At 48.6% G+C, this 12,975-nt stretch carries 12 protein-coding genes; 1 reads left to right on the forward strand and 11 read right to left on the reverse strand.

The genetic code is table 11. From position 1 onward, the window contains the following. Position 1 precedes the first annotated feature (1 nt). From purL to QXU03_04220, 10 genes are all read right to left on the reverse strand, one after another. The gene (purL, locus tag QXU03_04175; protein ID MEM2170939.1) at positions 2–2,218 is read right to left on the reverse strand and encodes a phosphoribosylformylglycinamidine synthase subunit PurL; all 2,217 of its coding nucleotides are present in this window, start codon (positions 2,216–2,218) and stop codon (positions 2–4) included. Continuing rightward, on the reverse strand, positions 2,212–2,904 hold the full coding sequence (purQ, locus tag QXU03_04180) for a phosphoribosylformylglycinamidine synthase subunit PurQ (GenBank protein ID MEM2170940.1): 693 nt from the start codon (positions 2,902–2,904) through the stop codon (positions 2,212–2,214). The genes purL and purQ overlap by 7 nt, the downstream gene beginning before the upstream one ends. Continuing rightward, positions 2,882–3,163 carry a phosphoribosylformylglycinamidine synthase subunit PurS gene (gene purS, locus QXU03_04185; protein MEM2170941.1) on the reverse strand — a complete coding sequence of 94 codons (282 nt, stop codon included), beginning with the start codon at positions 3,161–3,163 and terminating at the stop codon, positions 2,882–2,884. The genes purQ and purS overlap by 23 nt, the downstream gene beginning before the upstream one ends. Beyond that, the gene (gene purT, locus QXU03_04190) at positions 3,160–4,386 is read right to left on the reverse strand and encodes a formate-dependent phosphoribosylglycinamide formyltransferase (GenBank protein ID MEM2170942.1); all 1,227 of its coding nucleotides are present in this window, start codon (positions 4,384–4,386) and stop codon (positions 3,160–3,162) included. Before purT ends, purS begins: the two co-directional genes overlap by 4 nt. After that, entirely contained in the window at positions 4,376–5,872 is a 1,497-nt protein-coding gene (purD, locus tag QXU03_04195) for a phosphoribosylamine--glycine ligase (GenBank protein MEM2170943.1), read from the reverse strand. The genes purT and purD overlap by 11 nt, the downstream gene beginning before the upstream one ends. Continuing rightward, positions 5,872–7,131, reverse strand: coding sequence for an amidophosphoribosyltransferase (locus tag QXU03_04200; GenBank protein MEM2170944.1), 1,260 nt, complete (start codon positions 7,129–7,131; stop codon positions 5,872–5,874). Before QXU03_04200 ends, purD begins: the two co-directional genes overlap by 1 nt. 27 nt (positions 7,132–7,158) lie before the next feature. Beyond that, positions 7,159–7,896 (reverse strand): phosphoribosylaminoimidazolesuccinocarboxamide synthase, encoded by a 738-nt coding sequence (locus QXU03_04205; protein ID MEM2170945.1) that lies wholly within the window; start codon positions 7,894–7,896, stop codon positions 7,159–7,161. A 516-nt stretch (positions 7,897–8,412) separates the two neighbouring features. Then, positions 8,413–9,192 (reverse strand): radical SAM protein, encoded by a 780-nt coding sequence (locus tag QXU03_04210; protein MEM2170946.1) that lies wholly within the window; start codon positions 9,190–9,192, stop codon positions 8,413–8,415. Positions 9,193–9,246: 54 nt separating this feature from the next. Then, the gene (locus QXU03_04215; protein ID MEM2170947.1) at positions 9,247–10,149 is read right to left on the reverse strand and encodes a hypothetical protein; all 903 of its coding nucleotides are present in this window, start codon (positions 10,147–10,149) and stop codon (positions 9,247–9,249) included. Further along, positions 10,139–10,768 carry a hypothetical protein gene (locus QXU03_04220; protein ID MEM2170948.1) on the reverse strand — a complete coding sequence of 210 codons (630 nt, stop codon included), beginning with the start codon at positions 10,766–10,768 and terminating at the stop codon, positions 10,139–10,141. Before QXU03_04220 ends, QXU03_04215 begins: the two co-directional genes overlap by 11 nt. 293 nt (positions 10,769–11,061) lie before the next feature. Here QXU03_04220 and QXU03_04225 point away from each other — a divergent pair, with 293 nt between their 5' ends. Beyond that, positions 11,062–11,388 carry an aldolase/citrate lyase family protein gene (locus tag QXU03_04225; GenBank protein ID MEM2170949.1) on the forward strand — a complete coding sequence of 109 codons (327 nt, stop codon included), beginning with the start codon at positions 11,062–11,064 and terminating at the stop codon, positions 11,386–11,388. 147 nt (positions 11,389–11,535) lie between these two features. On the opposite strand, the gene QXU03_04230 is transcribed toward QXU03_04225, so the two are convergent. Next, on the reverse strand, positions 11,536–12,903 hold the full coding sequence (locus QXU03_04230) for a hypothetical protein (GenBank protein ID MEM2170950.1): 1,368 nt from the start codon (positions 12,901–12,903) through the stop codon (positions 11,536–11,538). Positions 12,904–12,975: the final 72 nt, after the last annotated feature.

Raw genomic sequence — 12,975 nt, forward strand, 5'->3', positions numbered from 1 at the left:
CCTACAACTCCTCCATTTCTCTTACTAGCTTGTTGTAGTAAGTATCAACCAGGCCGCCAAGATCTAGGTTAGCTATCTCCTTTGACCTGTTCATCACTTTAACGCACGGGGTATCCAATGTCCTTCCAATTACACCTATTTCAACACCGTGCTTAGAGGCAATCCTCTTCACCTCGTCCAGTGCGCCTTGATCTATTTCTAGTATGTAGCGCGCTTGCGTCTCGGAAAATAATAGCTCTACGATGTCACAGCCATTGTGAGGAATAGCAGAGACCTCCACTATTCCTCCTATTTTCCCGGTAACATTCATTTCCAGCAATGCCGTTATGAGCCCGCCCACTCCCACGTCGTGTACCGAGATCACGAGGTCCTCTTCCACGAGTTCTCTTACAAGGTTAAATGCCCTTAGCTCGCTGAGGGGTCTAGGTCTAGGTATTTCTCCTTCCTCCACGTTGAACAGCGATTTTAGGAATTCAGAGCCGCCGAGCTCCGGGTAGGTTGTCCCTGCAACGAGTATTAACGAATTGCTGGACTTAAAGTCGAATGTTTTTGCCCTAGACACGTCATCGATTCTGCCTACCCCTATAACAGTGAGCGTCGGCTTGACCTGCACACCACGCGCATCTTCATTGTAAAAACTTACCTTGCCACCTACTACCGGCGTGTTTAACTCGCTGGTAATCCAGGAGAGGCCTTTAATCATCATTTCGAAGTACCAGAAGTGCCACGGTTTCTCCGGGTTACCAGCATTAACCTCGTCTACGAATGCTAATGGGGTAGAGCCCACCGCTACCAGGTTCCTGAAGCACTCACACACGACATTGGCAGCGCCGTTGAAGGGATCTAAGCTCGTATATCTCGGGTTAGCATCACCTTTAACCGCTATGCCACGTAAGTCGTATTTGTCTTCTGGGTTTACCCTGAGCACCGCGGCATCGCCAAGACCCGGCTTTATAACCGTTCTAACGCCGACTTCGTGATCGTACTGCTCGTAGATCCATTTCCTAGACACGATGGCAAGGGAGGAGAACACCTTTAAAATCGCGTCTTCAAGGCTTACCCGCGGTAAATTGTAAACAGGCTTCAATCCTCTCAGTGCTTCAGGCGGGGGTTCCGATTCACGCCTTATACTGCGCGGCTTAGCCAGCTCTTTGACAGGTACATCTGCTACTAGTTTACCATTGTAGTAAGCCCTTAGCCTACCGGTCTTGTTAACTACACCTATTACTGAAAACCTTAACTCGTACTTTTCTAGGACTCGTTTTAGCTCATCTAGCTTGTCGGGAGACACGATAACGAGCATTCTCTCCTGGCTCTCGGACACTAGTATTTCGAGCGGCGTAAGGTTTGTTCTGAGGTGTAAGCGCGTGAGCTCTATTTCGGCTCCCCTATCAAACTCTGCTAGCGTCTCACTAAGCGCTGTCGTGAGTCCACCCCCACCGAGGTCTTTAACGAACTTAACTACGCTGTTTTTAATGAGCTCTAATGTGGCGTTAATTAGTAGCTTCTCGGTCAGCGGATCACCTATTTGGACCGCGCCTATTTCCTTGGAGACATCTTCGCTCAACGCCTTGGAAGCGAAGCTACTTCCCAGTAGGCCGTCCCTGCCCGTGGGATTGCCGTATACAACTACAAGGTCGCCGTCCTCGATCGAGGTGTTTATGACAGCTATCAACACGTCTCTGCTTACTAAGCCTATGCAACCAACGTTTACGAGTGGTTGCTTATTGAATGCATCGTCAAACCACGTATCGCCGGCAAGCGTTGGTATCCCTATTCTATTACCATAGTCACTTATGCCTTTCACTATGCCTTTTATTAACCAGTTAGCATGGGGGTCTTTGGGGTTACCCATGTACAGTAGGTCGAGCAACGCTATGGGCTTGGCGCCTAGTGTTAGGACATCCCTCACTACGCCTCCAATACCCGTTGCCGCGCCGCTATAGGGTTCGACAGCTGAGGGGTGGTTATGGCTTTCTATTTTTAAGATCACCACCGTATCCGGGTATACTTCCACAGCCGCCGCATCTCTACCCGGGCCCACGAGCACGTGATCTCCTCTAGTGTGTAGTAATTTCAGCAATGGTCTGCTACTTTTGTAGGAGCAGTGTTCGCTCCACTGCGCTTCGAACATTGCTAGCTCTTCTATCGTGGGTTCTCTCGAGAGAATGTTCTTAATCTCCTCTACTTCCTTCTCGTTCAGTGGCGTATTTACCACCCCTCTTTGAGGCTTTTCTCTAAGCTTTTGAAGAGAAGGTGCCCGTTGGCGGTGAATCCGCGTGGTGCCAGGCTCCTATTACTAGCCCTTTCGGGGTGGGGCATGAGCCCTAGAACCTGCCCGTTGGCGCTTCCTACACCAGCTATGTCGTGTACGCTTCCGTTAGGGTTATTGCCTTCCAGGTAATATATTACCGGGCTTGCACTGGCTATTATTTTAGCGTATTCTTCTTCGTGTATGTAGTACCTTCCCTCACCGTGCGCAACTGGCATGTGTATTTCCTGGTTGTCTTTCACGAGCCTTAGCCACGGCCCTTTGGGATTTTTAACCCTTGTCTTAATCCATCTACATATGAACCTACCGCTTTCATTAGCTAGTAGCGCGCCGGGTAAGAGCTCCGCTTCTACGAGTATTTGGAAGCCATTACAAATACCGAGAACGGGAGTTCCGTTCTCCACGTCCTTTCTCAGCTCGTCTATCGTCTTTGTTCTAGCTGCAACTGCTCCGGCGCGTAACCAGTCTCCATAGCTAAACCCCCCGGGAAGGATCGTGGCGTCGTAGATTCCAGCCTTATACTCCGTGTACCACACCACTTCTGCGTGAAGGCCGGTCGTTTCGTGTACGGCGACAACAACATCTTCGTCGCAGTTTGTTCCAGGAAAACTAACTACTGCTACTCTCGCCACGAAGCATCACCTCGATTTCCTGCACGACGGGATTGTATAGTCTGAGTTCCTTACACATGTGCTTAACGGTGTTGATCGCCTCTTCGGGTGAACCGGCTTCAATCCACATATTGAAGAACTTGCCCACTTCGAGCTTCTTCACTGATTTGTATCCTTTCCTTAGGATGAGGTCCTTGTATATTACCTCGCTCTCCGGATCTCTTAACTCCCTCTTGTAGCGCACTACTACCCCGACATTATATAATACCAAGGCCTTCACCATGTGCACTTTGGTTGCAGTAATTTCTTTGCACTCCTAGCCTTATTCAATGCATCTTCCACCGTAGTACCTCTAGCCAGTATTACTGCCATCCTTCTCCCTCTGTACGTTTGAGGCTTACCGAAGATTCTGATATCAACACCGGGTGTTTCAAGGGCCTTGTATACCCCCTCGAGAACGCAATTCCACTTAGAGTCCTCGTCTACGTAGAGAGCTATGCTGGCTCCAGGCGTTAGTATCCGCGGCTTAGGCACGGGTAGTCCGAGTAATGCTCTAACGTGTATTGCAAACTCGCTCAGTTCCTGGGTAGCCATGGTCACCATCCCGGTATCGTGAGGCCTCGGGGCCACCTCGCTGAACAATACCCTTCCCTCTTTTGTCAGGAAGATCTCCACGCCGAAAATGCCAAGACCCCCAAGCGCGTTGACTATCTTCGAGGCAATGCTTCTTGCCACCTCTAGCACTTCCTTAGGCCTCGGAGACGGCTGCCATGACTCTATGTAGTGGTATTCCCCGTACCTCCAATGTTCTACCGGATCGCAGGCATCTGTTACCACGTTCCCGCCTGTACCCAGGTACCTGTAGGTTAGTACAGTGAATTCTGTTTCGAGATTAACGTACTCTTCAATTACCACCTTCCTGCCCTTACCTCTGGCATGGGCGATCGCGTATTCGTACGCCTTTACAACACCCTCTTTACTGGGTTCGGTTATCTTTACGTGCCCGTGACCACTACTACTCATTTCGGGTTTGATGATGCATGGATAGCCCACCTTCTCACAACCGTTTACCGCTTCTTCAGGCGATTCCGCGAAGGCGTACCTCGTGGTAGGCAACCCGACCACCTCGTGCGCGAATTTCCTCAGTTCAACTCTATTCATTGCTATTTTCACCGCGTTCGCGTTCGGCGCAACGAAGTAGCCTTCTTCTTCGAGGTCTACGAGGGCGTCCGCGTTTATCGCCTCGATTTCAGGTACTATTACGTCCGGGTTTTCACGGTACACTATAGACTTCAGCGCATTGTAGTTCAGCATGTCTATTACATACTTCCTCTGCGCGACGAGCATTGCCGGCGCGTTATCATACCTATCTACGACAACAACCTCTACTCCGAGCCGGGCTGCCTCTATCGCGACTTCTTTTCCAAGCTCCCCTCCACCTAGTAGTAAAAACTTTACTGGTTTGTATATGGAGGTTAGAGGTAAACTAGTTCTAGGGTTCATGGTACCCACCCATAAGCATGATCAGCGGGTTCGAGACTAGCCCCTTCGACGGTAACCACACGTACAGCTTTCCGAGAAGGCCTCGTTCCTCCCTGTACTTGTATACTCTTCTCGTTCTCTCGGCCACCTGCATTCTCCTCTGAACTAGTTCGGGGGAGCCGATATCGCTTCTATGGAAAAGTGGCCAGCCGTCTAGCGTGTTCACGAACTGCATCGAGTTTTCGGACTTGATATACGCCTTCTCGTAGGACTCATCACCGCAAATCACTTCAACGATCCTGGAACCCATCGTTATCAGCTTGCCGTTCTCCAAGCTTACACTACCGTACACTACGTCACACCCCTGCTCGGCAATGCCTGCCTCGTTTACTGTTACCGGGTGTCCTTGAGCGCTATGCCTGTCAACTGGATAACCCACGGGGGCGATCGCTTTCACTACGGCTACTCTGCTTTCATCTATTTCCAGCTTTACACTACTCAGCTTCCTCGATGCAGCTTTTTCAAGTACTTCCAAAAAGTCTGATTTTAGTATGGGAAGGAGGGCGGAGATTTCGGGATCTCCAAACCTACTGTAGAATTCTATGATCGTGGGGCCCCACACCCAGGTCAGCATCATCTGCCCGGCCAAGACGCCAGTGTATGCCTCGCTCACTTCCTCTGCAAGCTTCCCGAGAACCTCGCCTACTATTGAGACGCTTCTCTTGAATTCCTCCATGGTCAGGAAGGGGGGCACCCAGCCCGGCCCGGCTATGCACCCCATTCCACCCGTCTCGGGGCCTATATCGTGGTCGTAAGCGTGAGGGTGATCTTGTATAGCGGGTAATGCGACGTAGGCCGTTCCGTCCGTGATCAGGTGGACTGTGTATTCGACGCCTTCAACTCTCTGCTCAACGAGGATTTTGTACTCAATGTCCTCGTACCTTTCTATTTCGCGCATTATGCTACCAGTAGCGCTCAGCTTCACCTCGCTCTTGTTTAAATACGCCTTAGTGTCTTTCAGCACCCTAACGCCCTTACCCCCAACCTGTCTTGCTGGCTTCACCACAACGTCACCGGAAAACTTCATGAATTCCTCCGCTTCTTCGAGGCTCTTAAATGCCTGGAAGAAGAGCCTGCCGGGGATGTTGTGTTTCCACATGAAGCTCCTCGCATAGACCTTATTCTGCTCTATCCTGGCTAGGTTTTTCGTTGCCCCGAACACCGCGAACCCCCTATCCTTCAGCGCGTCGACCACCCCGCTGAACTGCGGCTCTTCGGGGCCCACGACTATCAAGTCCGGCGAAGACTCCTCTGCCGCCTTAAGGGCGGCGTAAGGGCTGGTGGTTTTCCCCAGGAAGACCACACCTCCAGTTATCTCGCACGCTCTCTTCAAACCTGGATTTGCGTAGTCCGAGAGCGAGTATATTCTCACTGGATGGGTACTCTTAAGCACGAGTTTCGCAATAGCGTGTTCACGTGCACCTGAACCTATTATCAAAACCCTCACTAACGGACACCCAGTACAGGCTTTCCCAAGCAATACCCGCAGAGCTTTAAGTTACAGCGCCGTGACACAGCTTCAAGTACGTCTAGGTCTAGCCAGGTCACGCTGTCCACTTCCAGGTACTCTACGACCTCGCTATCCTTTAAGTTAAGGGATATGAGTAAACGTTCATTTATTGGCATGTAGTTGAAGGGGCAGTTCTTCAGGAGCTTAGAGCTCGCTATCATTAAGTGTATCTCCTTTACGCCGACCTTGTTTCTCAAGAGCTGAGATACGACCTTTATGGTTGTACCTGTCACCATGCTGTCGTCTATTAGGGCTATGCGCTTACCCTCAAGCAGGTTCTTTACCGGGTTCATCTTCAAGTGTATAGCGATAACCCTATCAAGGCCGCTTTTCCGAAGCATCGACCTTGCTCTTCCAGGTGTCGGTATGAAGCCCATCTCCATTGGCTTGCCTAGTACTTGGGAAACTCCTAAGGCGTAGACGTAAGACGTCTCGGGGACGCCCACTACGAAGTCTACATCGTGTTTAAGCATTTTGCCGAGCTCGTATCCAAGTAGTTTCCTAAACTCGTATACCGATACGTTACCGATCGCCGAGTCAGGCCTCATTAAGTACAAGGGCTCGAAAATGCACATGGAGCCTTGTAGCTTAGTTTCAGGAGCATAGACCTTTGTCAGCTTCTCGGACGCGTAGAGTAGTTCCCCCGGGTTGAGTAGTGCTTGTGGTTCGCCATCCAATATCTCGATCGCCGAGCTCTCGGATGCCGCTATTAACAGGTCAAACCCGTAACCACCTACATATACGGGGCTCACCCCGCTCGGGGACCTTAGAACCAGAATTTCCCCTCTACCGGTTAACGCCATGAGTGATGGTAAGTCCTCGTTGCTATATTCATTGACGAGTTTACTCAGGTGTCTTGGATGCCCATCCAGGTAACTTACCAGTTTTGAAGCGAACTCCTCAACGGTGTTCGATTCTCTATCGTATACCAGTGCGATTTTAAGACCCTTTGCGCAAGTCTCGTAGTAGTAATTTAACGGACTCTCCGGGGTTTTCACCGCTATTCCGGGTCCATGTATTTTATCGTTCTCTTCGGGCTCGCCTTCGGAACACGCTATTTCGTCCCCATTTTTATAGCAATACAGTATTTTACTATCTCCTCGGTGCTGAAGCGCCAAGTTACCGTACTTTATAAACGGTGCAATATTCCAAGAGTGGTAATCGAAGGGAAGTATGGAAAGAAGCCCAGCGACCATACGAGTGCAACCTGGTAGCGTACATGGCTAAGAAGAGTTTACTCCGGAAAGGTCTACTCCAACCCTTCTAGCTAGCTCTATATACCTGCTCATTAGTAGCTTTACGTCTCTTGTCTGCCTAAAGATCTCCTTATCTAAGTGATTGTTCTGCTCGTCGAGAACCCTTATAGTGTCTCCCGTAATTTCGTCTCCTAGGATGACATTTTCCTGCTCGTCGAACCCGAACTCTAATTTAAGGTCGACCAATTTGAGGTTTAGCCCGGTAAGGTATTCCTTTAACTTATCGTTTATTCTTAAAGCAAGCTCCTCGATTTCTGCCAGTTGCTTATTCGTTAAAAGCCCCGAGTGAACCACATCTTCGCGCAGTATTAGAGGGTCGTGTAACGCATCATCCTTGTAGTGATACTCTACTACCGGAGGTGTTAACGCCTGCAGTTTTTTAAGTAACGGTAGTCTCTTAAGTTGAGACCCGTAGGCATAGTTTCTTACAATTACTTCCACGGGAACGATCTTCAGTTTCTTAACATACATAGAGTCGCTTCCATCGTAGCTAGCAAGGTGCGTTTTAATGCCGTGCCTTTCGAGTAGATTCATGAAAAACGCGCTTGTTCTAGCACAAACAATGCCCTTGCCCGGCGCATTCATCCTTATGGCCCCGTCTCCAGCTGTCACGGTATCTTCGAATTTCATAAGTAGTAGGTGGGGCTGATCTTTAATTAAGTAAAGAGTTTTACTTTTGCCCGAATAGTACCTTAGAAGATCCATTCATAACACCTTTAAAACATGTTGAAGTATATATTCCTATGTATTTTTAAAGCTTTATATATATACGCAGTTAAAAGATCGTGATTCGCTATAAGCTAGTATTATTTAAAAATTTAAATAATTGATTAAAAAGTAGATCCGATCAGTTAGATAAATTTACCCAAAATAAGTAGTTATGGAAGAGGGGGTTTATAAACCTATCGCTCCGCGCTCCCCAAGGAACAGGAAACAAACGCACTACTATGGCTAAGGATTAGCCCTGGGGGCAGCTTTTCTTTGATTTTGAATTTACCTAAATAGTTGTCCATGCTTAAGCGTATCTTACTGGGGGTATATAAATACGCTGTGCAGAGTACTTCATGTAATGCTTGATTTGAAACCCCGGTAACACCTGAAACCAACGGTTTAGAACCAGTAGTTATACCCCCTTTCCTTAAAATGTGTTCTAGTTTAGTAGTACCGCTACTGTCACGGAGAGGGCCTTGCGTGAAAGCGTGGGGCACGCCGCGCCCTTGCTTAGATCATGAAGTCGGGCACGCCACTGGGATCATAGGCTATTCTCGGCATTAACCTGTTCTTTCTTAAAAGCTCCTTTACGTGCGGGTACAGTATAACGTACTCTTCATCAATACACTCTACTAAGGATGGATGTATTTCTGCGAGTCTTCTCTTAAATGAGCCATATGATTCGCCGGAGCTGAAGCTGAGCATTACGGCAGGATAAAAGTCTTTGCATGGTTTTAACCCGGAGCTGTAAAGGTTTTCGAGTGCAAGAAACTGGTATTCGTAGTGCTCACTCTTAGCCCCCGTCAAGTACTCAAATTCCTCGGGTGTACAACCCTTGAAGCTAATCCTTACTATGAGCTTGCTGTATTTTGCTAGTTTTCCTGCATCGTCAGCATTTCTACCAATTAGTAGTCCGTTTGTTTCCAGTATAAAATAGAGTCTCGTGTCCTCAACTAACTCTAGTAGCCTGTATAAGTGGTCTAGCCCTATTGTCGGCTCACCACCACTGAGCCTTAGGTACCTATACCTGTACCTGTTTGCGATTAAAATGAGTTTATTAAATGCAGATTCCGGTGACTGAAACTGGCCTTTCTCGACATAATAGCTGTACCTCCAACTCCAGCAGAACTTGCACCTTAAATTGCACCCTACAACGTCGCCGGTAGCTACACCACCATACCACTTACCGCCACGAAACCTGTAGTACCGTCTCTCAATGCCAGTACTAGTTCTCCTGGTTACGTGCTTTTCTACGAGCTCCGTGAGTTTGAAGGGGTCTAAACCAGGCATGCCTTACTCCACTACACTATGTTATGTAAAGCACGCTATAATAGTTAGTACCCGCTACCGATCGGAACAGGGTTTATACAGCCTTCCCGTTAAGAGTTTCGAGTACGATAACAGCTTCTCGAGCTGGTCAGCGTAATACTGCGCATCCTTTACTAGTATCTTCTCCAGCTTACTTCTCCTACCGAGTACTAGTCTCCCATAAATGTACACTAGTGATTGCAACACACCGTTGAACACCCCATAGCTCCTGGTAGAGTACGAGTAGGGGCAGTGCCTCGTGCAAACATTACATCTTAATGAAAACTTTATACAAGTGCTTTTCGCGGGACTCGCAGTCTTCACGTTGAGAAACTCCGCATAATGCCTATCTACTGGCGCGTGTTCAGTTAACCCATACGCGTGCAGTAGATAGGCCTTTGCCAATTTTACACCGAATCCGCGTAGGCTCATTAACCCGATAGCTTCACGTAAAGGCTCATCACCTCTTCCAAGTACGTAGTCTACCTGGTGCTTCACGTTGTTAAATTCCCGTGCAATGTACGACGTTGACTTAATAGCGCCTCTGCTTATTAAGCCCCTCACCCACTGTACTGTGTTAATGTAGTAGTCGGTGTTCCTAGACAGGTATACTGAGTAGGCTACGTACTTCTTGTAGCTTGGCTCGTGCATTAGCGTAATGCTACTTGCCACGCACTTATCGAGTCCGAGTAGCTTGCAAAGCTCCATGAATAGGGCATGCCTATCAAGTCCGAGTAGCCGTTCCACTAAACTGTGCTTCGAGGAGTTAATCGTACACTCCGTTTCAAGGATACCTTCCCTGAACACGCATTGGAGGCCCGCCGCGGAGCCCACTACGTACTTGAACTTAAATCCATAACTCGTCTCTTCCACATCTATTACTGGTAGCAGATAAGAGTATAGTAGCGTCAAACCATAGTGTATGCCTTTAATCTTCAAATGCGACACCGGTAGAGGCCTCGACAATGCACTTCACGGTGTCGGCGATTTCCTCAAGTGGGGTGCCGAACTCCGACTCGCGTCTAAGCATGTTAACGGTTGAGGGGGGTATGTGTACGAATCCTGCTGGCACGCGGCGTTCCAGCCCGTACCTCATAATCATGTACGCCGCAACATTGCATAAATACAAGCCAGTGCTTAAACTAGGCTTAATCGGGTATCCTCGTTGCGACTTACACTTTTTCACGACTGCTTCGACCGGTAGAGTTGTGTAAACTACTGGGGGGCCCCGAGGATCTATTTTTTCCAGCTCTGCTTTAACCCCATTTACGTCCGGTTGAGTGAAGTATACGTAGTTCACGGCCACGAGCTCCACTTCGAGCATTCTAGCGAGAGGCGCCAACCCTAACCCCAATACAAAGTCTGGCTTAAGCTCTTCCAGTACCTTTTGGAGAGTAGACCTAGCTGAGTTGAAAGACGCCGGTAACACAAGCGACTTAACCCTGTACACGGATATTTCCGAACCATCTAGCAGTTTCGCTACCTCACCACTCGGGTTAAACCAGTACTTGCCATAATAGCTGTAACCGGTGATCAGGGCCGTCTTCACCCCCAACACCAAGTATTGCTAAAATGTAGCGAGGGTATTTACCCCGTTCATAGGTGTTTTCATCGAGAGTAATTAACCGCAAGCTACTTAACGGTACTATTCGTCGTTAAAGGGTTAATGTTGAAATGCCGGAGCGCCTTCTAATGTACTCGACATGTAGCCGGGAATGTGCTTTGTTCTCCAAGCCTAGCTCCACTCCCACCAAGAAAACTAACTAAGTATGAAGGGACCAAGCGCTGATCCCCCGCCCCTTTGAGAATGCACCCCGCTTACGGGGCGGTCGGAGTAATTGCCCACCGAGAGTGGTAGTGCTCCCTCGAGGGCGAGCCTACGAGAACCTGGAGGAAATTGTTTCTTTTGAAGGCATTACGGGCGTGTTTGTGGGACCTTCAGATCTTTCCGCCTCGCTCGGTATGTACGGCAAAATTGAGAGCGAGGAGTTCATCGACACGCTGGCTGATATTGCAAGACGCGCGAAGACGTACAGGAAGCTAACCGGGTTAATGGCACACACGCTCAGCATTGCCCGTAAAGCCGTGGAATTGGGCTACAACTTCATATCGCTAGCACATGATACGAAGTTCTTAATGGAGGGTGCTAAAATGTTTTTAAGTGAGTTCAAGAAGTAGTTTTCCCTAACGTGATCTGGTAAACGCGTTCACCGTGTCTCGTGGAGGGCTTGGCAACTACTCCGAGGAGCTTAAAGCTACCGGGCTCGCTACGGTAAGGAGGTTGGGGGGTATAAGGGGGAGGATAAAAATGGTACTGGTTTTTCATCATGATGTTTTTACTTCAGCAGCCTCTTTAAGCGCTACTCTAACCAGGTAGAAGAGTACTGGTATTATTAGTAATACAACGGCACCGGCTATGCCGTATGCGACTACTCTTAGTACTTCGATGGCGCCCGGTATTTGCGATAGTATTGTCGTTAGCCCTACGTAGACTATTATGAAGACGAACACGGCTCCGAGTAGCGGTAAGAACCTGGCGAATAGTGGCGATGTCTCCTTTAACAAGCTAACAACGGTATCGACTACTATGACGCCGAGTGCGATTATAACAGCACCGATTATGAAAGAATACACGTAGTTACCCGGCAACACTACAACGTTCAGCGCTATGGTTATGAACACTGCTACCAGGCCTATTGCTACCAGGTTTTCTACGAGGTCTCCGAGAACAGCGTACTTTTCTTTAACTACCGCCTTAAACACCTTACCAATGTACTTGGATAGTATTAAAACCAGAGGTAGACCTAGTATCAGGATTACGAGGGCCCCGAAGATCCTCGGCAAGTAGAAAGTTACTGCTCCGAGAATCTCTGCCGCGATTCCCGTAACGGCGATCATCCCAAGACCCACAGTTATTGCTATAACCACGATGAGGGCCTTTACTAATCCGGCTATTAGGCCTGGGGCATCTAAGCCCGTAGCCTTTATTGCTGCGCCAATATCCGTCGCCTCAAGCGGCTTTGCAAGTCTTTCAATGACTACCTTAACCATTCTGCTAACTAGGTCTCCTACGATGTAGCCGACTATTATTACTACGCCGGCTGTGAATGCTGATGGAAGCACGGCTGTGAGGCCGGCTAATAGTTCTGACGCACCGAACATTACCGCTACCGCTAAGCCTAGCACAAATAAGACAAATAGTATGGTTAGCACAGTCTGCAATGTTGTAACGAAGCCTTCCTTTTCCCTTTCACCGATTGCCAATCCTATTAACCTGGCTAGATACTCCCCGGCGAGCGTCGCCAGTGGTATGCCCACTATTAATATAACTACTCCTCCTAGGATGCCTATTACTAGGTTGATAAATGAAGTTATGATATTTACTGCGGGGCCGAGGAAACCTAACATGTTAATTGCCAGTAATATTGAAAGGGCCACGATGATAGCCATCACAACCGCTCCCAGCACGTCGCCGATGCTTATACCGTACTCCTCGAACTTCTGCCCCACAACAGTTTTTCTTAGGAACCTCCATACCGCTCTGTCGAATAAAAGCCTAATACCACTTCTCACTGCGCTACCGATTAAATAGCCGATTAGGATCACTATTAGTGCGAGTATTACTGCGGGTATTGCGGCGATGATCTTCAATGCTACGTCCGTTAACGCCTGGACAAGCTGCTCGATGATCATGAGTTATACCCATTTCTATATCCCCATGAAGGGAAAATAAACTTTTTCACCGAACATATAACATCCTTATCT

The sequence above is a fragment of the Desulfurococcaceae archaeon genome (assembly GCA_038845865.1).
In the GTDB taxonomy this organism is placed as follows: Archaea; Thermoproteota; Thermoprotei_A; order Sulfolobales; family Desulfurococcaceae; genus UBA285.